The sequence below is a fragment of the Mesorhizobium sp. L2C066B000 genome (genome assembly GCF_000502335.1).
Lineage (GTDB): Bacteria > Pseudomonadota > Alphaproteobacteria > Rhizobiales > Rhizobiaceae > Mesorhizobium.
On the sequence record NZ_AYWZ01000005.1, the window covers coordinates 143,896 to 165,233 of the forward strand.

Below are 21,338 nucleotides of genomic sequence, written 5' to 3' on the forward strand. Positions count from 1 at the left end.
TGTTCTATGCATGTCGTTTATCCCGCACTTTTGGGCGACAGGCATTAAAGTTAGGGCGGCGGTCTTTCGACCACCGCCCGGTCGTATCGACGGTATACGAACTCAGAGCGTCCGGGTCACCATCTCGACGCGGAAGCACTCGATGATGTCGCCGACGCGCATGTCCTCGTAGTTCTGGAAGGCCATGCCGCACTCCTGGCCGCCCGGAACTTCCGCGACTTCATCCTTGAAGCGCTTGAGGGTCTTCAGCGTACCTTCGTGGATGACGACGTTGTCGCGGATCAGGCGCACGCCCGCTCCACGCTCGACCTTGCCTTCGGTGACACGGCAGCCGGCGATCTTGCCGACCTTGGTGATGTCGAAGATCTCGAGGATCTCGGCATTGCCGATGAAGGTCTCGCGGCGTTCCGGCGACAGCAGGCCGGAAAGTGCTGCCTTCACATCGTCGACGAGGTTGTAGATGATCGAGTAGTAGCGGATTTCGATGCCCGCGGCCGCCGCGGCCGCACGTGCCTGCACATTGGCACGGACGTTGAAGCCGATGATCGCGGCCCCCGAGGTCTCCGCCAGCGACACGTCGCTTTCGGTGATGGCGCCGGCGCCGGCATGAACGATGCGCGCACGCACCTCGTCGGTGCCAAGCTTGTCGAGAGCGGCGTTGATCGCCTCGATCGAACCCTGCACGTCGCCCTTGATGACCAGCGGGAATTCCTTCAACCCGCTCGTCTGCAGCTGCGACATCATCTGTTCGAGCGAGCCGCGCTGGCCGGCATGGCGAGCCACTGCCCTCTCGCGCGCCAGACGCTGGCGATATTCGGTGATCTCGCGGGCGCGGGCCTCGTTGTTGACGACAGCGAAGCGGTCGCCGGCTTGCGGCGTGCCCTGCAGGCCGAGCACCTCGACCGGCATAGCCGGCGGCGCCTCCTTGATCTGCTCGCCACGGTCGTTGACCAGAGCGCGCACCCGGCCCCACTCATTGCCGGCGACGAGGATGTCGCCCGGCATCAAAGTGCCGGTCTGCACCAGTACGGTGGCGACGGGGCCACGGCCCTTGTCGAGCTGGGCTTCGATGACCACGCCCTCGGCGGTACGGTCCGGATTGGCCTTGAGGTCGAGGATTTCGGCCTGCAGCAGGATCGCTTCCAACAGCTTGTCGAGGTTGGTGCCCTTGGTCGCCGACACTTCGACGTCCAGCACTTCACCGCCCATCGATTCGACGAACACCTCATGGCGCAGCAGTTCCGACCGCACCTTCTGCGGATCGGCATCATGCTTGTCGATCTTGTTGATCGCCACGATGATCGGAACGCCGGCCGCCTTGGCATGGCTGATCGATTCGATGGTCTGCGGCATGACGCTGTCGTCGGCCGCCACCACCAGGATGGCGATGTCGGTCGCCTGAGCGCCGCGGGCGCGCATCGCCGTGAAGGCGGCGTGACCGGGCGTGTCGATGAAGGTGATCTTCTGCCCGTTCTTCTCGACCTGGTAGGCGCCGATATGCTGGGTGATGCCGCCGGCTTCGCCGGAGACGACATTGGCATTGCGGATGGCGTCGAGCAGCGAGGTCTTGCCGTGGTCGACATGGCCCATGATGGTCACGACAGGCGGCCGCGACACCAGGTCCTCGGCATTGTCGGCAATGTTGAACAGGCCTTCCTCGATATCGGACTCGGCGACGCGGCGGACCGTGTGGCCGAATTCGGTGGCGACCAGCTCGGCCGTGTCGGCGTCGATGATGTCGCCCGGCTTCAGGATCTGGCCCTGCTTCATGAAGTACTTGACCACATCGACAGCGCGCTCGGACATGCGCTGCGCCAGTTCCTGGATGGTGATGGTTTCAGGCAGGATCACTTCGCGCATAACCTTCTCGCGCGGCTCATTGTGCATCGCGCGCTTGAATTTTTCCTGGCGGCGACGCATCGACGACAGCGAGCGGGCGCGCGCGTCCTCGTCGGAAAGAGCCGTGTTGAGGGTCAGCTTGCCGCGACGACGGTCTTCCTCGGCCTTGGTCGGCTTGGCCGGGCGCGCCACTTCGGGCGTAACCGGACGGCGTACCGGGGCGCCGGCGGCGGTGCGCTTCGGCTTGACCTCTTCCTCGTCGTCCGATGCCACAAGCTCGGCAGCCTGCGGCGCGCGGCGGCGCGCTTCTTCCTCGGCGCGGCGGCGGGACTCGGCCTCGGTCTGCAGGCGGGCTTCTTCCTCGGCCTGACGGCGCGCGGATTCCTCGCGCTCGCGCTTGCGGCGTTCCTCATCCTCGTTGCGGCGCTTGGCCTCTTCGATGGCGCGTTGGCGGTCCTCGACGTCGCGAACCTTGGAGCCTTCGAGCGCCCTGCGGCGCGCTTCCATTTCATTGCGCGACAGTTCGTTCAGCACCATGCCGCCGCGTTCGGCCGGCGGCGGCGGAGGCGGCGCCTTAGGCGCTTCCTGCACGACGGGGGCTGCCACAACCGCGGGCTTGGGCGTAAATACGGGTGCAGCCACCGGCTCCGGCTTGTCGCCGGGCATGGAGAATTTGCGCTTCTTGATCTCGACCTGGACCTGCTTGGTGCGGCCATGCGAGAAATTCTGGCGCACGACGCTCTGCTCGGTACCGGGGCGCTTCAGCGTCAAGGTCTTCTTCGGTGTAACACTCAACGTCTTGTCGTCGCCCGATTTCGTATCGCTCATTCCATATCCTCTGCAGCATCATCTTCGTCAGCAACGGCCGCAAGCATTGCCAGATCGTCGGGGGTTCCGCCCCGATATCGGTCGAGCGCAACCATGCGCCTCTCAACCGCCTTGCCCGCGTCTCCCGCGAGAACGGCAGCATGTATCACATTTGTACCCCCCAATGCCAAGCTCAACTCGGCCTCGGAGAAAAGTTTGTAGGCAAGGACTGCAGGCCCGCCGAGGTGGACAGTTGCCCGCCGCGCCTGACTGATCTTGCGCACGCCATCGTCGGATGCCTCGGTCGCGTGGAGCACGAAAAGCGCCAACCCCGAGCGCACCGCGCTCTCGACCTTGGTTGCGCCGAGTGCGATCGAGCCAGCCTTGCGGGCAAGGCCAAGCATACCCAAAGCGGATCGTGCAAGCAGTCCGTCGACCATGCCGCCGAGATCGGGCGGCACGACGACCTGCGCCTTGAAGGCGCGGGCAAACAGGTTCTTCGCCGCCGCCTTGTCGATATGTAGGCGGTCGGCGCTCACCCAACAACCACGGCCGGGCAGATTTCTCTTCAGGTCAGGAACGACGGACGAATCCGGGCCGACGACGAAACGGATCAGCTCATCCGGCTCGGCTTGCTTGCGCGTGACGATGCAGGTGCGATCGTTCATCTCGTCCGGGGGCGGGTTGTGTGCGATGCGGTTTCACCTCACGCACCAACGGCTTCGTCAGCCGGGACCTGTTCGGCTGCAAGCTCGTCTTCGGTGATCCAGCCGGCCTTGAGGCGGGCTGCCAGAACCATCTGCTCGGCGTCAGCGCGCGACACGCCGTGATTGGCGAGCACACCCGGGAATACCTTGGTCTCGCCGTCCTTGCGTTCCTTCCAGCCGGTCAGGTCGTCGGCGGCATAGCCGGCGAAATCCTCGATCGTCTTCACGCCATCCTCGCCGAGCGTCACCATCATGGCGGTGGTGACGCCAGGGATCTCGCGCAGTTCGTCGGTGACGCCCAGCGCCTTGCGCTTGTCGTCATGCTCGGCTTCGATCTTCTCCAGATATTCGCGGGCGCGGGTCTGGATCTCCGAAGCGGTGTCTTCGTCGAAACCGTCGATCGAGGCGATCTCGCCCGAATCGACATAGGCAACTTCCTCGACGCTGGTGAAGCCTTCGGAGGCCAACACCTGGCCGACCATCTCGTCGACATCAAGGGCTTCCATGAACAGCGACGAGCGTTCGACGAATTCCTTCTGGCGGCGCTCGGATTCCTCGGCCTCGGTCAGGATGTCGATGTCCCAGCCGGTGAGCTGCGAGGCAAGACGCACGTTCTGGCCGCGACGGCCGATGGCCAGCGACAGCTGGTCGTCGGGAACCACCACTTCGATGCGCTCGGCATCCTCGTCGAGCACGACCTTGGCGACTTCCGCCGGCTGCAGCGCGTTGACGATGAAGGAGGCGGCCGAAGGCGACCACGGAATGATGTCGATCTTTTCGCCCTGCAATTCGCCGACCACCGCCTGGACGCGGCTGCCGCGCATACCGACGCAGGCGCCGACCGGATCGATCGACGAGTCACGCGAAATGACGGCGATCTTAGCGCGCGAGCCTGGGTCGCGGGCGACCGACTTGATCTCGATGATGCCGTCATAGATTTCCGGCACTTCCATGGTGAAGAGCTTGGCCATGAACTGCGGATGGGTGCGCGACAGGAATATCTGCGGGCCGCGCTGTTCGCGGCGCACGTCGTAGACATAGGCGCGGACGCGGTCGCCGTACTTGTAGTTTTCACGCGGGATCAGCTCGTCGCGGCGGATAATCGCCTCGCCACGGCCGAGATCGACGATGACGTTGCCATATTCGACGCGCTTGACGGTGCCGTTGACGATCTCGCCGATGCGGTCCTTGTATTCGTCATACTGGCGGTCGCGCTCGGCCTCGCGCACTTTCTGCACGATGACCTGCTTGGCTGACTGGGCGGCGATGCGGCCGAAATCCATTGGCGGCAGCTGTTCGGCGATGAAGTCGCCAAGCTGGGCGTCCGGATTGCGCTCGCGGGCCGAGGAAATGGCGATCTGGGTGGCGTAGTCGTCGACCTTCTCGACCACTTCCATCAGCCGCTGCAGCTTCATCTCGCCGGTGTTGGCGTTGATGTCGGCGCGGATGTTGGTTTCCTGGCCGTAGCGCGAGCGCGCGGCCTTCTGGATTGCATCAGCCATGGCGGCAATGACGATCGACTTGTCGATCGACTTTTCACGCGCCACCGCGTCGGCGATCTGCAGCAGTTCAAGTCTGTTGGCGCTTACAACCATCTTATTTCTCCCGAGCTTGTTGCCGAGCTTTTAGGCCCGGCCGCTCATCATAGTTCCTGTTCGATTTCGTCTTCCGCGCCGCCTTCAGCACCTTCGGGTGCATCATCAGCTTCGCCGCGGCGTTTCTTGGCTTCCTTGCGTTCCCGGTTGTCCTTCGAAAGGGCATCGCGAATAAGGTCGTCGGTGAGGATCAGCCGCACATCGGCGATCGCGTCATAAGGAATGCGAACCGTCGGCTCTTCGCCGTAGGCGGCCTTGTCGCGCTCGAGCAGCATGTCGTCTTCGCCGGCTTCGGCGATCTTGCCCTTGAAGCGCTTGCGGTCGGCGACCGGCACCGAGGTTTCCATCTTCACCAGATGGCCGGTCCAGGTGACGAAATCCGACTTGCGTACCAGCGGCCGGTCGATGCCCGGCGACGACACTTCGAGATGATAGGCCTTCTCGATCGGGTCATCGACGTCGAGCGCCGGCGACACAGCGCGGCTGACCTCTTCGCAATCCTCGACGGTCATGGTGCCGTCCTCGCGTTCGGCCATGATCTGCAGCGTCAGGCCGTTCTGGCCCGACAGATGCACCCGCACGAGGCGGAAGCCAATGCCTCGCAACACCGGCTGAACGATCAGCGCGATGCGCGCATCGATACCGCTTTCGCGGATGATGCGGTCGTCGGCTTCGCTTGCCGTTGCAGTCATGCGGTTCCTGTCGTTCTCTGGATCAGGATGATCGTCGTCCCGAACCATCTCTTTGCTGATGGCTGACCGGCAGGTAATAAAAAAGAGCGGGACCGGGTGGACCCACTCTTCGTCATACCGACCAAGAATTTGAGGTTGATATAGACGATCCCGGCCAGTGTTTCAAGTCTGTTGACGGGCCGGGCAGAGTGCAGCCGGCGACGGCTCGCAGGATTGCGCGCGGCGCATGCCGGCTATGCGGTAACGGCCCTGTGATCCCGGATTTCACATCCCTATCTATGTTGCACTGCACAAATCAAAGATGAGCGCGGTGGCGCGCGAAAGGTCAAGACAATGAGCAACCGTACCGTGTTTTCCGCCATAGGCGACGCCTTTGCTCTGTTCGGCAGCGCCGTTGCCGCCTCGCGGGCCGTCGAAGCCGGCCGCAAGCCGCGCGCCAACGATCTGCGCCGGCTTGGCATGGACCCGACCGCTTTCGGCAAGATCGGCCGTTTCTGAAGCCAGACCGGCTGTCGATGCGGGACACTTTCCCGCATCGAACTATTTTCTGATGAAGGTGAGATAGGCCGGCCGTCGGCCCTCGCGAATGGCTTTTGCTTCGTAGCGTGTGCCCGGCCAGCTCTCATAGGGCCGGTGCCAGTCGGCCGCGTCCTCCGCTTGCCATAGGAGCGCACCATGCGCCCGGCAGTGCAACAAGGTCCAGTTCACATAGGTGTCGATGTCGGAGGCGAAGCGGAAGCTTCCGCCCGGCTTCAGCACGCGCGCGAACCGATCGAGGTTGAGCGGGCTGACAAAGCGCCGCTTCCAATGCTTTTTCTTCGGCCAGGGATCGGGGTAGAGCAGATCGATGCCATCGAGCGACGCCTGCGGCAACCAATCGAGCAGGCGCGTGGCGTCGTCGTCATAAACGCGAAGATTGGCAAGCGGCTTTTCCCGCACCGCCATCATCAACTTGGCCATGCCGTTGACGAACGGCTCGACACCGATGAAGCCGGTCGCCGGTGCCTCCCTGGCACGGTGCAGCAGATGCTCACCGCCGCCGAAGCCGATTTCCAGCCGAACCGTTGAAACATCCGCTGAGAATAGCGCGCGCAATTCTGCCGGTGCCTGGACGGAGAGGTCGAGGCCATAGGCCCCAAGACCGCTTTCCAGCGCCGCGGCCTGCTGCGGGCGAATGGTCTTGCCGTGCCGGCGGCCGAAGAACCCTTCGGTCGCGCGGCTCCGCCTGTCCTGTGGATCCATGGCCTGGTCGCGCGCCGCGCTTAGATTGAGATGAGATTTGGGATTGAGATGAGATTTGGCTGAAATCTCATCTCAATCTAATCCTTTGTTGGAGCATGATCTTTTCCAAAAAACCGGTACCACTTTTTGGAATCATGCCTAAGCAGCGATCGCGTCCTTGAGCGCCTTGGCCAGATCGGTCTTTTCCCAGGAGAAGGACCCGTCTCGGCCGGCCTTGCGGCCGAAATGGCCGTAGGACGAGGTCTTTGCGTAGATCGGCTTGTTGAGGTCGAGATGCCTGCGGATGCCGGATGGCGACAAATCCATCACCGTGCGCAGCGCTTCCTCGAGCTTGGCCTCGTCGACCTTGCCGGTGCCGTGCAGGTCGACATAGACCGACAGCGGCTGGGCAACGCCGATGGCGTAGGATAGCTGGATGGTGCAGCGGTCGGCGAGCTTGGCCGCCACTACATTTTTGGCGAGATAGCGCGCCGCATAGGCGGCAGAGCGGTCGACCTTGGTGGTGTCCTTGCCGGAGAAGGCGCCGCCGCCGTGCGGGGCAGCACCACCGTAGGTGTCGACGATGATCTTGCGGCCGGTCAGGCCGGCGTCGCCGTCCGGTCCACCGATGACGAACTTGCCCGTCGGGTTGATGTACCACATGCAATCGTCGGCGATCTTGAGGTCGCCGAGCGCCTCACGGATGTAAGGCTCAACGACCTTGCGGACCTTCTTGGAATCCCAGGTCGCGTCGAGATGCTGCGTCGACAGCACGATCTGCGTCGCTTCGGCGGCTTTGCCATCGACATAGCGAACGGTGACCTGGCTCTTGGCGTCGGGTCCGAGCTTGCCGGCTTCGCCGTTGTTTTCGTGACGGGCAGCGGCGAGCAGTTCGAGAATCTTGTGGCTGTAATAGATCGGCGCCGGCATCAGGTCCGGGGTCTCGCGGCAGGCATAGCCGAACATGATGCCCTGGTCGCCGGCACCCTCTTCGCCCTGGCGGTCGGCGGCGTTGTCGACTCCCTGGCCGATGTCGGGCGACTGGCCGTGCAGCAGAACCTCGATCTTTGCCGTCTTCCAGTGGAAGCCGGCCTGCTCGTAGCCGATTTCGCGGATCGCCTTGCGGGCGACCGACTTGAACTTGGCCGGGTTGACGACCGAATGCCCGGCGGCGTCCTTGAGGATGTTGCCGGCTTTGTCCCGCTTCAGCAGAGTATCGGGAACCCTTACTTCGCCGGCGATGACGACGCGGTTGGTGGTTGCGAGCGTCTCGCAGGCGACCCGGACTTTCCATGGGTCCATGCCGGTCTTCTTGGCCTCGCGATAGACCAGATCGACGATCTCGTCCGAGATGCGGTCACAGACTTTGTCGGGATGACCCTCGGCCACGGATTCCGAGGTGAAGAAGTAGTTCTGCCGCGTCACGGGTGTCCCCTCTTGAAAAAACGATCGGCAGGGCTGCCGATTTTGGCGCGCCACGTGTTAACGGTGCCGGGCGCCGCTCGTCAAGCGGTGCCGCGGTTCTGGCATGAGTGTCGCAGCAATATATCTTGTACCACCGGCGGCTTGGCACCGCCGGCAGTCGAGCCTCTGGGCTACTCGGGCCCGGGGGATTACTGGGGCCAATGGGTCAATCGACCCACCGAATCACTCGGCATCTTCGGCAGAAAGGGACTTCACAAGGTCGATAATCCGGCGGCGCACCTTCACATCCGCGATCTTGACGAACGCGCGGTTGAGCTGAAGCCCTTCCGGACTGCCGCAGAATTCGACGGCGAAAGCCATCGAAGTGTCCTCGGCAAATCCTCTATTACCCACCGGCTCCTGCCCTGGCGCATCCTCGAAAAAGAAGGCGACAGGCACGCTGAGTATCGAGGCTATTGCCTGCAGACGGCTGGCGCCGACGCGGTTCGTTCCTTTTTCATATTTTTGGATCTGCTGAAACGTAATACCGAGATTTTCACCAAGCTTTTCCTGGCTCATTCCAAGCATATTGCGCCGAAGGCGGACGCGACTTCCGACATGGATGTCGATCGGATTCGGTTTCTTCTTGTTTTCTTCTGTCATTTTTTCCTCGCCGAATTTTTCCGGCCTTTTCTATTTTTCTCGCCCAAACGAAGCCGGAGCCAACTGCCCCAACAGAAACACCAACCGACTTCGAGAAAATTAGGCGGTAACAGTATGAGTTTCTAATGTGTCGACTGTCAATTCACCCGTAGCCGTTGCCTTACGTTCAAGCTGAGGGCGATTGCGGCAAACACCAACATGATCAGCATTCCGTTAATGCGCCGCCCCGCGGCGGAGATGAAGGCTTGGCCGGAGATCGGCACCCGCACGTCGATGGCGCCACGTGCATCGACCGCCAATGCGTCGACGATGCGTCCCCGCGTATCGACAACGGCGGAAATGCCGTTGTTGGCGGCGCGCAACAGCGGCAATCCGTTTTCCACCGCGCGAATCTGAGCCTGCCTGAAATGCTGGTACGGCCCGGGCGTGTCGCCGAACCATGCGTCGTTGGTGACGTTTACAATAAGCTGGGATGACGTTGCGTGAACAGCCACAAGATCAGGAAAGATCACCTCGTAGCAAATAAACGGCAAGGCGCTGATGCCGCCGGGCAAAGCGATCGGATGGCGTTCGTTGCCGGCGGCGAAATTCATCGGCCCGGCGACGAGTTGTCCGATGCCGAAGCGGCTGAGCAGACCGGAAAACGGCAGATACTCGCCGAACGGCACCAGATGGACCTTGTCGACGGCATCAGCGATTTCGCCCTTGTCATCGATCGCCACCACCGAATTGTAGTAGCGGCTGTCGGCATCCGCCCCCGATCCGCGCTCCTCGCGCACGACGCCGGCAATCAGCATCTGACCAGGCTGCAGCATGTCGCCGAGCGCGGTCAGCGCGTCCGGACGCTCGGTGAACAGGAACGGTACCGAGGTCTCCGGCCACAGGATAAGTTGCGGTTTGTCATGACCGGGATCGGACGCTGCGGCCGACAGGCCCATCATCGTGGCGAAGATGCGGTCGCGCACCGAGGCGTCCCATTTTTCGCTGAGGTCGACATCCGGTTGCACGATACGGACATCGAGAGTGCGGGTTGTCGGCTTGTCGGGGGTCGCGAGCCTGACATAGCCGAAGCCGGCATGGGCGGCGACGAGAATGGCAAGCAGGACCACACCGAGACGGACATGCCGGCGTGCTGCAAGCAAGGCCGGCATGGCGAAGACAAAGACCGCCAGCGCGTTCATGCCGACCATGCCGGTCACCGACACGCTTTGCATCAACAGCGGCACGGGCATCGCCGCATAACCGACGGCATTCCAGGGAAAGCCGGTGAACAGGAAGCCGCGCAGCCATTCCGTCAGGCCAAAAGCAAAGGCAAGGGCGGCAATGCGGCCAATGTCGTTGGTCCATAACAGCCGCGCGACGACGGTGGCGAAGCCGTAGAAAAATGCCAGCGCCAAAGGAATGCCGACGACCGCGAAGGGTAAGGCCCAGGCGAAACTGTCGGCCTCGACCAGAAGCGCCTCACCGATCCACCACAGGCCGGCGAGGAAATAGCCGAAGCCGAACCACCAGCCAATGGCAAAGGCCGGCCGCAGGCGCCTGAGCCAGCCGTCGGAAGCCTCGCCGGTGGCGCCGTCGAGCAGCCAGACCAGCAGTGGAAACGAGACGAAACAGACGGCGAAGAAATCGTATGGCGCCTGGGCGAGCACCGCCAGCGCCCCGGCAAGAAACGCCACCAGCGCGCGCCGCCAGCCCCAAAGCAGAATTATCCGGCCGGCAAGGCGCTCCATACAGACTTCCCAGGTCGCGCGAATCAAGAGCCAAGATTTATCAGATTTATTGAAACGCGAACCGGCCGATCGCTGCGCTATCGGTGCCATCCCTCAATGGTTAGCCCGCTCAGTTGCTCGGCCTCCTCGCGCGGCACGGTGCGCAAGGTCTGGGTGAAGGTCCAGACATGGCCTTTGGGGTCGCGCGCCCGATACTGCCGTTCGCCGTAGAAATGGTCGGCAGGCTCCTCGACGATTTGGGCTCCAGCCGCCATTGCCCGCTCACAATGCACGTCCAGGCCGTCTTTCAGACGCACACAGACCGACTGAGTGTTCTTGCCGCCGACGCTTACCGGACTGGCAATATGATCGGCCCATTCGGAATCGACGATGATGTAGCCGTCGCCAAAGCGCATTTCGGCATGGACCAGCCGTCCGTCAGCGTCGCTGACCACCATGCTCGGCTCGAAGCCGAAGGCCGTTTCGAGCCATTTCAATGCGGCTCGCGGGTCGTTGTAGAAGACACCCGAGCCAAAGGTTGAGTGCTTGAAGGGATCGTCGATCGTCATCGGCCGGGCAACGTTCTGTCCTAGGCCTGCTCGGTGCGGGGGGCGGTCACGCGGCGGCGACGCTCGCCCTTCTGGTTCTGGACGATGCGCACCCGCTTGACGCGGCGCGGATCGGCGTCGAGCACGTGGAATTCGAAGCCGGGGATGGCTTGCACAACCTCACCACGCGCGGGCACGCGGCCCAGCGTGTTGAAAATCATGCCGCCGATCGTGTCGACATATTCACCATGCTCACCGGCGGTAAAGTCCTCGCCGATCATCTTGGCGACCTCGTCGATCTCGGCCTTGCCGTCGACTACGAACACGCCCTCGCCGGTCTGGGTGATCAGCGGCTCGTCCTCGTCATGCTCGTCCTCGATATCGCCGACGACCATCTCGACGATGTCTTCCAGCGAGGCGAGACCATCGGTGCCGCCATATTCGTCGATGACCAGCGCCATCTGGGTGCGCGTCGTCTGCATATGGCCCATCAGGTCGGAGGCAAGCATCGAGGGCGGCACGAAAAGCACCGGGCGGATCAGATTGAGGTCGCCGATGGTGCGGCCGAGATCGACCTGGGCGAGGTCGAGAAGCGTCGTTGCCGGCGTCTTCCTGGATGTTCTGCCCTTCTTGACCCGGGCGACCTTGGTGATGTGGGCCAGCACGTCGCGGATGTGAACCATGCCGCGCGGATCGTCGAGCGTCTCGGAATAGACCGGCATGCGGGAGTGGCCGGACTGCTCGAACAGACCGAGCAGATCGCCCAACGTCGTGGTGATCTCGACGGCCTCAATATCGGCGCGCGGCACCATGACGTCCTCGACGCGCACCTCGCGCAGGCGCAATATGTTGTTGAGCATGGCGCGTTCGCCAGGCGAGAAAGACCCCGCATCGCTGGTCGTTTCGGCAAGCGCGCCGGCGATTTCCTCGCGCAGGCTGGTGCCGTTCCGTTGTCTGAAAAGGCCCAAGACGCGGTCGAACAGGGACGGACCGGCAGGCGATGGCTCGCTGGCAATGCTACCAGAAGCGAGGCTGCCGGAACTGGGACTCGGACTCGATCCCTCTTCCGTCGTATCGGAAGGCTTTGTCGCACTGCCAGCCTCGGGGCGGGCGGCAGTTTCTGGTTTGTCGTTCATCGTCGTCCGGTCAATTGGTCTTTTGTCATTACGTGTAGGGATCGGGAATGGCAAGCCTTGCGAGCGCTGAGCGCTCGATGGCTTCCATCTCCTCGGCCTCTGCATCGGTCTCGTGATCGTAGCCCAGTAAATGCAGCAGGCCGTGGATGACGAGATGGGTGATATGGTTCTCGAAGGGCTTGTCTTCCAGGGCTGCTTCGCGCGCCACCGTTTCGGCGGCGAGCACGATGTCACCCAGCATCGGCGGCAGCTTGCCACCCCTGGGGAACGGAAAACCCGGGAAAGACAAGACGTTGGTCGCCTTGTCCTTGCCGCGCCAGCCGGCGTTGAGGGTACGGATATGGGCATCGTCGGAAAAGACGATGCTGAGTTCGGAAGGACCGGCAGCAGCGGTTTCGGCAAAGGCAGCCGACACGGCGCGATCGACCAGACGCGTCAGCGCCGCCTCATCGGGCCAGTCGCCGGCCTCGACCGACATATCGATCTCGACGGGAACCGAACTATCCCCGCCGCCAGGTCTTATGTCTTCAGGCATGAGCCCGCATCGTCACATCAGCTCTCGGCGCCGAGGCCGCGTGCCAGCTTGGCGTCGCGGTCATAGGCCCTGACGATTTCGGCCACCAGCGGGTGGCGCACAACGTCGACATCGTTGAAGCGCACGGTTACCGCGCCGGCCACGCCGTCAAGGACACGCAAGGCTTCGACGAGGCCCGACTTGGTGCTTGGAGGCAGATCGATCTGCGTCGGATCGCCGGTGACGATCATGCGCGAATTCTCGCCGAGGCGGGTCAAAAACATCTTCATCTGCATCGGCGTGGTGTTCTGCGCCTCGTCGAGGATGACGGCGGCATGCGCCAGCGTGCGGCCGCGCATGAAGGCCAGCGGCGCGATCTCGATGACCTCGGCAGCGATAGCACGTTCGACCTTGTCGGCCGGCATCATGTCGTAGAGCGCGTCATAGAGGGGCCGCAGGTACGGATCGACCTTTTCCTTCATATCGCCGGGCAGAAAACCCAGCCGCTCGCCGGCCTCGACCGCTGGGCGTGACAGGATGATGCGCTCGACCATGCCGCGTTCGAGCAGCATCGCCGCATGCGCCACCGCCAGATAGGTCTTGCCGGTGCCGGCGGGGCCAATGCCGAAGACAAGTTCCGAACGCTCCAGCGCCCGCATATAGGCGTCCTGGTTGAGCGAACGGGCATAGATCGTCTTCTTGCGGGTGGAGATCTGGGCGGCCGAAACCTTGCCCTTGCGTTCCAGCGTCGGCAGCGTCAGCTGGTCGTCGGCGGCAATCGCCATGCGCACGGCGCCATCGACGTCGGACTGGCCGATATCGGTGCCCTTCTGGAGAATGCCGTAGAGATTGTCGAGCGCGCGGCGCGCCTGCTCGGCCGCCGAGGCCGAGCCCTTGATGGTGAGCTGGTTGCCGCGCGAGCGGATGTCGACGCCGAGCTTCTGCTCGAGCCGGGCCAGGTTCTCGTCGAACTGGCCGTACAGGGCGCTGGCAAGCTTGTTGTTGTCGAAAGTCAGAACGATGTGCGCCATGTCAGAGGCCCCGGACGTCTGGTTCTGGGGCAGAGTCTTCACTTCAGCAGCGCTCAACCGTCTCTCCTCATCTGCCGAGGCCATCAAGCCAACTCGGCGAACAGGCTATTGTAGCCCGTCTTCGTGATTCGCACCCGGATAATGTCACCGATTTCGCCGGCCTTTTCATCAACAATAACCGGCTGCAGCCAGGGCGAGCGGCCGACCTTCTGGCCGGCCTGACGGCCGGGCTTCTCGATCAGCGTGTCGATGGTGCTGCCGACCAGGCTCAGGCCGAAATCCTGCTGTTGTTTCAGCAGCAGCGCCTGCAGGCGTTGCAGGCGCTCGTCCTTGACCGCTTCCGGCACGTGATCGGGCATATCGGCGCCCGGCGTGCCGGGACGCGGCGAATATTTGAACGAGAAGGCCGAGGCGTAGTTCACCTGGCGCACCAGATCCATCGTCGCCTCGAAATCGGCCTCGGTTTCGCCGGGGAAGCCGACGATGAAGTCACCGGACAGCGCGATGTCGCCGCGTGCAGCGCGGATGCGCTCGAGCAGCGCCAGATAGTCCTTGGCCGTGTGCCTGCGGTTCATCGCCTTGAGGATGCGGTCTGACCCGGATTGCACCGGCAGGTGCAGATAAGGCATCAAAGCCGGGAGATCGCGATGGGCAGCGATCAATTCGTGGTCCATGTCGCGCGGATGGCTGGTGGTATAGCGCAGCCGCGCCAGGCCAGGAATTTCGGCCAGCCGGAACAGCAGGCGACCAAGCCCCCATTCCATGCCATCCTCACCTTTGCCGTGCCATGCATTGACGTTCTGCCCCAGCAGCGTCACCTCGCGCACACCGGCATCGGCCAGCCGCTCGGCTTCGGCGACGATCTGCGCCACCGGGCGCGACACTTCCGAGCCCCTGGTATAGGGCACGACGCAGAAGGTGCAGAATTTGTCGCAGCCTTCCTGCACGGTGAGGAAGGCGGTGACGCCGCGCTTGATCATTTCGGCACGCTTCGGCTGCGGCAGATGCTCGAACTTGTCCTCGATGGCGTATTCGGTCTCGACGATCTTCTCGCCGCCGCGCACCCGGGCCAGCACATCGGGCAGCCGGTGATAGGTCTGCGGGCCGATGACCAGATCGACAGCAGGCGAACGGCGGATGATTTCCGCGCCTTCGGCCTGCGCGACGCAACCGGCGACGCCGATCAGCATTTCGCGCCCAACTGCTGCGCGTTCAGCCTTCATGTCGCGGATGCGGCCGAGCTCGGAATAGACCTTTTCCGCCGCCTTCTCCCTGATATGGCAGGTGTTGAGCAGCACCAGATCGGCGTCGGCGATGACATCGGTTGCGGTGTAGCCGTCGGCGGCCAGCGCATCGGTCATGCGCTGTGAGTCATAGACATTCATCTGGCAGCCATAGGTCTTGACGAAGACCTTTTTGGCCGGGGCGGACGCCGCAGCAGCGCTTTGCGAGGCGCTGTCGGGGTCGTTCCGCTCTATCGTGTTCAAATCCATCCGGCGGCTTCTAACGCCTTTCCGTGACAAAAAACAGACGATTCTCGGGCATCGTCTCGTAGGCGCTCGGCCTGCGCTAGCGGCTCGGTCGGGGGTCGGCGAGCGCGGCCTGCATCATGGCGCGCACCTGGCTTTCCATCAGCCTCGACGTTTCCTTGCGGTTCGAGCCCTTGGAAAAGGCGATGGGCTCGCCGAAATGCACCTCGACGTCAATGGCGCCTTCGGCCATCAGCACCTTGAGATGCGGCATCAGGTCCTGATCGCCGATCCAGGCAGCGAGCGGCCGGTGGCGACGGCCGAGAGGCACGCCGTGCACCCGCGTGTAGGCAATCGCCAGCGGCTGGATGAAGACCTGCTCGGCCGCGCCTTCCGAAATCGCCATCGAGGCGGCGCCGAACAAGGTGCTCTTGAACGGCAGGATGGTGTTGCCGTCGCCGGTAGAGCCCTCGGCAAACAGCACCATGGCGTCGCCCTTGGCCATGCGGCTGGCGATCTCGCTGGCCTGGTCGCCAGCTGTCCGCTTGCGCTCGCGTTCGATGAAGACCGTACGCTGCAGTTTCGACAGCCAGCCGATCAGCGGCCATCCCTCCATGTCCGCCCGAGCGATGAAGGTCACATCGGCAAAGGAGCCCAGCACCATGATGTCGGTCCAGGAGATATGGTTCGAGGCGACCAGCAGCGGGCGCTGGCTGGACAGCGCACCTTTGACATGGATGCGCAGGCCGAGCGTCCGGACGATGAGGCTGTGCCAGGCCTTCAGAATGACCGTCTCGCGCCAGATTCCGGTCTTCATCGACAGCAGCTGCAAAGGCACAAGGACCAGCGAACCGATGACAACGAGGCTCAGCGCCAGGAAGATCCTGATTTTTCCGATCATGCAGCTTGGCCCTGCCCCAAAACTTTGGCTAGCGAAGATCGCGGCGCATGACAAGCGCGCCGGTAGGACCATGTTCGGTCGAGCGGTAATAATTGGCGCGGTGGCCGACCTGGCGGAAACCCAGCCGCCGGTAGAGGGCGATGGCAGCGACATTGGTCTCGTCGACCTCAAGGAACAGCGCCTCGGCCCGCTGCGCATGCAATTCGCGCAGTACCGCGTCCATCAACTGCCAGCCGAGCCCCTGGCGGCGATGCGAGCGCGCCACCGCCACGGTCAGAATCTCGCCCTCGCCGGCTGCAAGCCTGGCCAGCACGAAGCCGACCGGCGGCTTGGCGCCCTGGCCGATTTCGCGCGCGGCATAGCCGAACACGGTTTCCTGTTCGAGCAACGCGGCGAACTCGCCATCGGTCCAGGGCCGGACGAAATCCTCGCGGTGCAGCACCGACGCTGCCGGGCTGTCGGCGATGGTCAGCGGCTCGAGCGCATAGTCCCTGCGGCGCGGCTGGAGGAAAGGGATGCGCATCACTTTTCCTGCCTCAACAGGATGAACCCGGCCTGCGCCTTGGCATCGGCGCCGCGCAGATAGAGTGGCTTCGGCTTGTCGCCCTCACCTTTTGCAGCGGCGAGCCGGGCGTAGACGGCAATGTCGGCGGTGGCAGCCGTCGGGCCGATATCGAAATCGCGACCGGCCGCGGCTGCGATCTGCACGGCGGCCGTGCCGGCAAGCACCGGACGATTGTCCGCCGCCATTCCCGCGGCTTGGGCAAGTGTGGTCACAGCCGGACCATAGCGCAAAATCGCTTCCGCATCGTAAAACGCCGCATGGATCTCCTCGCGGCCTGCATCGAGAGCCGCCAGGATCGGGCGGCCGGGAAATGCCGCCCTCGCCTCGGCCGCCAGCGCCTCCAGTGTCGTTACCCCGATCGCCGGGATCTTCAGCGCCAGCGCCAGGCCGCGCGCCGCCGAGACGCCCACCCGCAGGCCGGTGAAGGAACCCGGACCGATGGAGACCGCAACGGCGCCAAGGCCGGCATAATCGGTGCCGTCCGCTTTCAACGCTTCGTCAATGACAGCCATCAGGTGTTCGGCGTGGCCTTTGCCGAGATCGAGTACCGAGCGGCCGAGCTCTCTGTCGCCCGATGCGTCATAGACGCAAGCGGCGCAGAGATTGGCGGCACAGTCGATGGCGAGCAGTTTCATGGGCGACCGGTTCGAAAAACAGTCTCCCTCTGCCCGCCACGGCGCGCCGCCGCAAGAGCCAGCGCGTAAATTGTTAAGCGGCTTCGCTTCGGTGCAGGCCGGACGGCTTACGCCGCCGGCGCGATGCGCAGCATGTGGTTGTCCCAGACATAGTCGGGCTCGGAGCGCGTCGCGCCGCTGCCTTCGATGATTTCGCCGGCACCCGTGGTTGCCATGAAGCCCGGGCCGTCGGGCGCCAGGCCGCAGACCTCGACCAGCGCCTTGGTGGCGACGATCTTGCCGCTGGCGGCGTCGATGACGGCCAGCGAATTGCCTTCCGGCGAAGACACCGCGACCGTGCCGGCAATCGGGTTGGCGGCGACCGAGCCGATGTAATTCCGGAAGCCGGATAGCACGTCCTGCGGCATGTCGAGCAGCTGCAGCCCCTTGCCGCGCGTGGCGCGGCCGACCAGCGGTGGCCGCTCGGTGCCCGGCCCGCGGTACTGGCAGCCGAACCAGATGGTGCCTGTGGGGTCGGCATCCATGTGGCGAATCGACAGCTGGTGCAGAGCCGGCGGCAGTTCGTGCTTTTCGATGAGATCGCCGGTTGTGCGATCGACCAGCACATAGGACGGCTTCATGGTGGCGATGTTGAGCTCGGCGCGGCCATAGTCGGGATGGGTCTCGATGCCGCCATTGGCGATGGCGATCGTCCGGCCGTCTCCGAGCAGCAAGAGCTCATGCGGCCCCATGCCATAGGTCGGAAACTCGCCGATGCGGCTGAACTTGGCCCGTGCGTCGTAGATCCCGACGACGCCGGCGGCATTGTCGAAATTGTTTTCGGTGACGTAAAGCAGCGCGCCGTCGGTGGAAAACACACCGTGGCCGAAGAAATGCCGACCGGTGATGCTGGCGATGGTCAGCGGCGGCTCGCGGCCGGCATGGTCGAAGACCACGGCGAAGGTGCCGGGTTGCCGGGCGAAGACCACGGAGCGCTTCGAGACCGGATCGAAGGTGACGTCGTGGCCACGGTCGGGCAGGTCGATCGCATGCAATACTTTTCCGGCTTCCGACAACACAGCGGCGCCAAAGCTGCCGTCGCGCTTGACGAAGGCGGTGGCAAAGACGGCATCGGCGGCAAGCGTGTCCGCCCAGGCCCGCGGCGCCATTGACGCGACGAAGCCGGCGCCGGCAGCTCTGAGAAAATCGCGGCGGTCCATCAGCGGCGTGCGTGTCGCAACCATTGGTCAGTCCCCGTCCAGTGACGAAAAGCCGGCGGTCAGGCCGAACTCGGCGGTTAGCCGGGTGCCGATCAAGCCCGACAGGCTGGAGGTGATCAGCGCGAAATGTTCGAGTTTTCCGCGCTCCGCGGGATCGGCGAGCGTCTTGTCGATCCGACCCTGGATGGATTTGGCAGTGGCAACGCCATTGATGAGCTGGATATGGATGGATTCCGCCATCCATCTGCTATCCTCGGGCAGCGCGTCGCCGAGCTTCGAGGCCTGGAACAGCGAATCAATGCCGGAGAGGTTGCCGGCTAATGAAAGGCCGGTGTTTTGCGAGCGCCAGTAGATCGCCTGCCTTGGCTTGTCAGCCTCCGGCTTGGCGCCGAAAAAACCTTTGAGGCGCACGTCGCGGACCATTTCCAGCTCGTTGATGAAGACGCCGACCAGTTCGGTCACCGCTTCGGTGCCGTCGCGGTAAAGCGCATTGTCGGGTCCAGGATTAGCCCACAAGGCTGCAAAACCGTCCGGTTTTTTCCAGGCCGCGTCGACATCGGCCGCCATGGTCTCGATGTTCTTGGCGACTGCCGCGCCATAGGCGCAGCGATAGGGCTCGTCCTTGCCGACGAGCGTCTCGGCGCCATCGCCGTAAAGCACGAACTCAAGCGCCCCTAATCCCTGCATCGCGACACTCTTGCCCGCCAGCTGCGCCGGATCGGTGGCGGTCGGATCCTTGCCGGCCAGCGCCGCCTGCACCTGCTTCAGGCCGATGCTCTTTCGGTCCGGCCAGTAGAGCATGCGCTCCAGCCGGTTGTTCTCCTTGATTGGCCCGAAGCCGATGATTTCAGCCGACGACCAGGCCGCGACCGTGGCCGAGAATCCGGCATGCGCGGCATCGAGGTTGCCCTGCGACGGCGCCTGGCAGAGCGCGTCCATGGCCTTCGCCAAGGTGCCGGCATGGCCATGCAGGCTGGCATAGGCGGGGCGGACAAATCCGTCGATCGCTCTTTGAATGACATCGGAGGCTTTCACCGAGGCCGATGCCGGGGACGCACCGAACAGAGCCAATGGGAGGAGTAGAACAGGCAAAACCCGCTTGAGCATCAGAATGACTCCAGGAATTTGATGAGAGCATCGCGGTCGGCCGTATTGGCGGCGGCAAAGCGATCGCGCGCCTTCTGCCCCTCGCCGCCATGCCACAGGATCGCTTCGGCAAGCGTGCGCGCACGCCCGTCATGCAGGAAGAAAGCGTTGCCGTTGACGGTCTTTGTCAGGCCGATGCCCCATAGCGGCGGGGTGCGCCATTCACTGCCCGTGGCATCGCCCACCGCCTGGCCGTCGGCAAGGCCAGGCCCCATGTCGTGCAGCAGAAAGTCGGAATAGGGCCAGATCAGTTGGAACGCCTGCGCCTTGTTCCCGCGCATGGTGACGAATTTCGGCGTATGGCAGGCAATGCAGCCCATCTCGTAGAACAGCTTCTTGCCGGCGAGCACGGCGGGTGCGCCGACATCGCGCCGCGCCGGCACCGCAAGGTTCTGTGAATAGAAGGTGACGAGGTCCATCACCGGTGGTGGCGCCTCGACCGGGCCGAGCCGCTTCTGCACGCCGTTCGGCATGTCGAGGCAGGCCTTTTCAGCCGCAGTGCAATCGCCCCAGTGACTGGGCTCTTCCGGCGTCGAAATGCCGATATCGCCGGCAAAGGCGTCCGCCGCCTGCTGGCGGATCGATGCGGTCTGCGCCTTCCAACCGAAGCGGCCAAGCGTCAGTTGCCCGCTGCTGAGGTCACGCACCATGTTGGGCTTGCCGGAAATGCCGTCGCGGTCGTCGGGATCGGCATGGGCAAGGATGTCGGCCGGCGCGATCTGTTCGATCAGGCCAAGGCCGATCATGGGCGGGGTCAGACGTGGCGACAGCGTGGTGCGCGGGTCAAGCGGGCCGTAGCCAAGCCCGTCGACCGAATAGCTCGGCTTGCGCAGCGAAACGATGCTACCGTCGCCGAGCGTGACCTTTTCCTCGCGATAATCGACATACATGCGGCCTTCGCCCTTGAGGCCGGGCACCGCCAGTTCCTGCAACTGCGCGCCGTAGACCGGATCGGGGAAGTTCAGCACCTTGTGCGCGGCGATCTCGGTCTTTTCCTCGGCCGTGCTCGCATCGCGCGCTAGCCGCAGGAACATCGACGTGGTGCGGCTGTCGGCGGCTGGCGGGCGGCCGCGGCCATCCTTCAAATGGCAATTCTGGCAGGCGCGCTCGTTGAACAGGGGTCCGAGACCGTCCGAGGCCTGGGTCGAGGATGGCGACGACACCCAGTTCTTGCGGAAAAGCGCATTGCCGAGCTTGAAATTGCCCTGTTCCTCGAAGGTAATGTTTTCAGAGGGTTGCGAGAAGGCGTCGCGGTCGACCTGCTTGCGCGACGTGCCGGCGCCGCCTTGCATCGTTTCGAAGGATTCGGGCTTGGAGAAATCCTGGGTTGGCCTGGTAACGGCAAGGACGCGGGCCTGGTCCTTCGGCGTCAGGTCGGTGCGGCTCGTGGCGAGGCCGACCGGTTCCGACGATCCGGCCAGGGCCGGGGCCAAAATTGCCGCCAGGGTTACAACCGAAAGCCCGCGAAAGGCCTGATATCGCGGGTTTTTGAGGAGCAGCGGGCCGGCGGCCCGCCGCAAGCGGCGCAGAATATCTATGGGGCGCCGCATTCCTGCA

The 21,338-nt window shown here is 63.7% G+C and carries 20 protein-coding genes; 1 reads left to right on the plus strand and 19 read right to left on the minus strand.

Features of this window, described 5'->3' with window-relative positions:
* Positions 1-102 precede the first annotated feature (102 nt).
* From infB to rimP, 4 genes are read right to left on the minus strand one after another with little or no spacing between them, the layout of a single operon-like run.
* Complete coding sequence (gene infB / locus X733_RS151005; protein WP_023818825.1) at positions 103-2,667, minus strand: translation initiation factor IF-2; 2,565 nt, start codon at positions 2,665-2,667, stop codon at positions 103-105.
* The gene (locus X733_RS151000) at positions 2,664-3,314 is read right to left on the minus strand and encodes an RNA-binding protein (RefSeq protein ID WP_023818826.1); all 651 of its coding nucleotides are present in this window, start codon (positions 3,312-3,314) and stop codon (positions 2,664-2,666) included. Before X733_RS151000 ends, infB begins: the two co-directional genes overlap by 4 nt.
* Before the next feature lie 38 nt (positions 3,315-3,352).
* Positions 3,353-4,948 carry a transcription termination factor NusA gene (gene nusA / locus X733_RS150995; RefSeq protein ID WP_023669555.1) on the minus strand — a complete coding sequence of 532 codons (1,596 nt, stop codon included), beginning with the start codon at positions 4,946-4,948 and terminating at the stop codon, positions 3,353-3,355.
* A gap of 47 nt (positions 4,949-4,995) precedes the next feature.
* Positions 4,996-5,640 (minus strand): ribosome maturation factor RimP, encoded by a 645-nt coding sequence (gene rimP, locus X733_RS150990; protein ID WP_023669554.1) that lies wholly within the window; start codon positions 5,638-5,640, stop codon positions 4,996-4,998.
* Between the two features lie 333 nt (positions 5,641-5,973).
* On the opposite strand from rimP, the gene X733_RS1000000168075 reads away from it, so the two are divergent.
* On the plus strand, positions 5,974-6,138 hold the full coding sequence (locus tag X733_RS1000000168075) for a hypothetical protein (RefSeq protein ID WP_023669553.1): 165 nt from the start codon (positions 5,974-5,976) through the stop codon (positions 6,136-6,138).
* A 42-nt stretch (positions 6,139-6,180) separates the two neighbouring features.
* Here the strand turns inward: X733_RS1000000168075 and X733_RS150985 are convergent, their stop codons facing one another.
* The 15 genes from X733_RS150985 to X733_RS150915 all read right to left on the minus strand — a co-directional run bounded on the left by X733_RS150985 (position 6,181) and on the right by X733_RS150915 (position 21,331).
* On the minus strand, positions 6,181-6,882 hold the full coding sequence (locus X733_RS150985) for a tRNA (guanosine(46)-N(7))-methyltransferase TrmB (protein WP_023818827.1): 702 nt from the start codon (positions 6,880-6,882) through the stop codon (positions 6,181-6,183).
* 138 nt (positions 6,883-7,020) lie between these two features.
* Positions 7,021-8,286, minus strand: a complete 1,266-nt coding sequence (gene metK, locus X733_RS150980) for a methionine adenosyltransferase (RefSeq protein WP_023669551.1) — start codon at positions 8,284-8,286, stop codon at positions 7,021-7,023.
* Positions 8,287-8,508: 222 nt separating this feature from the next.
* Positions 8,509-8,928, minus strand: coding sequence for a helix-turn-helix domain-containing protein (locus X733_RS150975; protein WP_023669550.1), 420 nt, complete (start codon positions 8,926-8,928; stop codon positions 8,509-8,511).
* A gap of 137 nt (positions 8,929-9,065) precedes the next feature.
* Positions 9,066-10,658 (minus strand): apolipoprotein N-acyltransferase, encoded by a 1,593-nt coding sequence (gene lnt / locus X733_RS150970; RefSeq protein ID WP_023818828.1) that lies wholly within the window; start codon positions 10,656-10,658, stop codon positions 9,066-9,068.
* A 77-nt stretch (positions 10,659-10,735) separates the two neighbouring features.
* Positions 10,736-11,206 (minus strand): VOC family protein, encoded by a 471-nt coding sequence (locus X733_RS150965; protein ID WP_023818829.1) that lies wholly within the window; start codon positions 11,204-11,206, stop codon positions 10,736-10,738.
* A 20-nt stretch (positions 11,207-11,226) separates the two neighbouring features.
* Positions 11,227-12,321: a hemolysin family protein gene (locus tag X733_RS150960; RefSeq protein WP_023818830.1), complete on the minus strand. Its 1,095-nt coding sequence runs from the start codon at positions 12,319-12,321 to the stop codon at positions 11,227-11,229.
* A 28-nt stretch (positions 12,322-12,349) separates the two neighbouring features.
* Positions 12,350-12,856 carry an rRNA maturation RNase YbeY gene (gene ybeY / locus X733_RS150955; RefSeq protein ID WP_023732444.1) on the minus strand — a complete coding sequence of 169 codons (507 nt, stop codon included), beginning with the start codon at positions 12,854-12,856 and terminating at the stop codon, positions 12,350-12,352.
* A 17-nt stretch (positions 12,857-12,873) separates the two neighbouring features.
* Complete coding sequence (locus X733_RS150950; protein WP_196813585.1) at positions 12,874-13,950, minus strand: PhoH family protein; 1,077 nt, start codon at positions 13,948-13,950, stop codon at positions 12,874-12,876.
* Positions 13,950-15,359 (minus strand): tRNA (N6-isopentenyl adenosine(37)-C2)-methylthiotransferase MiaB, encoded by a 1,410-nt coding sequence (miaB, locus tag X733_RS150945; RefSeq protein ID WP_023818831.1) that lies wholly within the window; start codon positions 15,357-15,359, stop codon positions 13,950-13,952. The genes X733_RS150950 and miaB overlap by 1 nt, the downstream gene beginning before the upstream one ends.
* A gap of 76 nt (positions 15,360-15,435) precedes the next feature.
* A complete protein-coding gene (locus X733_RS150940; RefSeq protein ID WP_023818832.1) occupies positions 15,436-16,236 on the minus strand; it encodes a 1-acyl-sn-glycerol-3-phosphate acyltransferase in 801 nt (266 codons plus the stop codon).
* 28 nt (positions 16,237-16,264) lie between these two features.
* A complete protein-coding gene (rimI, locus tag X733_RS150935) occupies positions 16,265-16,759 on the minus strand; it encodes a ribosomal protein S18-alanine N-acetyltransferase (protein ID WP_023669542.1) in 495 nt (164 codons plus the stop codon).
* On the minus strand, positions 16,759-17,436 hold the full coding sequence (gene tsaB, locus X733_RS150930) for a tRNA (adenosine(37)-N6)-threonylcarbamoyltransferase complex dimerization subunit type 1 TsaB (protein ID WP_023711441.1): 678 nt from the start codon (positions 17,434-17,436) through the stop codon (positions 16,759-16,761). The genes rimI and tsaB overlap by 1 nt, the downstream gene beginning before the upstream one ends.
* Before the next feature lie 107 nt (positions 17,437-17,543).
* Entirely contained in the window at positions 17,544-18,659 is a 1,116-nt protein-coding gene (locus X733_RS150925) for a DUF1513 domain-containing protein (RefSeq protein ID WP_023669540.1), read from the minus strand.
* Positions 18,660-18,662: 3 nt separating this feature from the next.
* The gene (locus X733_RS150920) at positions 18,663-19,742 is read right to left on the minus strand and encodes an imelysin family protein (RefSeq protein ID WP_023818833.1); all 1,080 of its coding nucleotides are present in this window, start codon (positions 19,740-19,742) and stop codon (positions 18,663-18,665) included.
* Positions 19,742-21,331 (minus strand): di-heme oxidoredictase family protein, encoded by a 1,590-nt coding sequence (locus X733_RS150915; protein ID WP_023818834.1) that lies wholly within the window; start codon positions 21,329-21,331, stop codon positions 19,742-19,744. Before X733_RS150915 ends, X733_RS150920 begins: the two co-directional genes overlap by 1 nt.
* Positions 21,332-21,338: the final 7 nt, after the last annotated feature.

What these genes read in the sequence shown, in the direction of transcription:
- X733_RS150950 (WP_196813585.1), bottom strand. Translation starts at nt 13,950, where the DNA reads ATGGCCTCGGCAGATGAGGAGAGACGGTTGAGCGCTGCTGAAGTGAAG.
- tsaB (WP_023711441.1), bottom strand. Translation starts at nt 17,436, where the DNA reads ATGAAACTGCTCGCCATCGACTGTGCCGCCAATCTCTGCGCCGCTTGC.
- X733_RS151000 (WP_023818826.1), bottom strand. Translation starts at nt 3,314, where the DNA reads ATGAACGATCGCACCTGCATCGTCACGCGCAAGCAAGCCGAGCCGGAT.
- X733_RS150915 (WP_023818834.1), bottom strand. Translation starts at nt 21,331, where the DNA reads ATGCGGCGCCCCATAGATATTCTGCGCCGCTTGCGGCGGGCCGCCGGC.
- X733_RS150965 (WP_023818829.1), bottom strand. Translation starts at nt 11,206, where the DNA reads ATGACGATCGACGATCCCTTCAAGCACTCAACCTTTGGCTCGGGTGTC.
- X733_RS150985 (WP_023818827.1), bottom strand. Translation starts at nt 6,882, where the DNA reads ATGGATCCACAGGACAGGCGGAGCCGCGCGACCGAAGGGTTCTTCGGC.
- X733_RS150940 (WP_023818832.1), bottom strand. Translation starts at nt 16,236, where the DNA reads ATGATCGGAAAAATCAGGATCTTCCTGGCGCTGAGCCTCGTTGTCATC.
- ybeY (WP_023732444.1), bottom strand. Translation starts at nt 12,856, where the DNA reads ATGCCTGAAGACATAAGACCTGGCGGCGGGGATAGTTCGGTTCCCGTC.
- X733_RS1000000168075 (WP_023669553.1), top strand. Translation starts at nt 5,974, where the DNA reads ATGAGCAACCGTACCGTGTTTTCCGCCATAGGCGACGCCTTTGCTCTG.
- X733_RS150960 (WP_023818830.1), bottom strand. Translation starts at nt 12,321, where the DNA reads ATGAACGACAAACCAGAAACTGCCGCCCGCCCCGAGGCTGGCAGTGCG.
- X733_RS150975 (WP_023669550.1), bottom strand. Translation starts at nt 8,928, where the DNA reads ATGACAGAAGAAAACAAGAAGAAACCGAATCCGATCGACATCCATGTC.
- miaB (WP_023818831.1), bottom strand. Translation starts at nt 15,359, where the DNA reads ATGGATTTGAACACGATAGAGCGGAACGACCCCGACAGCGCCTCGCAA.
- X733_RS150920 (WP_023818833.1), bottom strand. Translation starts at nt 19,742, where the DNA reads ATGCTCAAGCGGGTTTTGCCTGTTCTACTCCTCCCATTGGCTCTGTTC.
- infB (WP_023818825.1), bottom strand. Translation starts at nt 2,667, where the DNA reads ATGAGCGATACGAAATCGGGCGACGACAAGACGTTGAGTGTTACACCG.
- lnt (WP_023818828.1), bottom strand. Translation starts at nt 10,658, where the DNA reads ATGGAGCGCCTTGCCGGCCGGATAATTCTGCTTTGGGGCTGGCGGCGC.
- rimI (WP_023669542.1), bottom strand. Translation starts at nt 16,759, where the DNA reads ATGCGCATCCCTTTCCTCCAGCCGCGCCGCAGGGACTATGCGCTCGAG.
- nusA (WP_023669555.1), bottom strand. Translation starts at nt 4,948, where the DNA reads ATGGTTGTAAGCGCCAACAGACTTGAACTGCTGCAGATCGCCGACGCG.
- X733_RS150925 (WP_023669540.1), bottom strand. Translation starts at nt 18,659, where the DNA reads ATGGTTGCGACACGCACGCCGCTGATGGACCGCCGCGATTTTCTCAGA.
- rimP (WP_023669554.1), bottom strand. Translation starts at nt 5,640, where the DNA reads ATGACTGCAACGGCAAGCGAAGCCGACGACCGCATCATCCGCGAAAGC.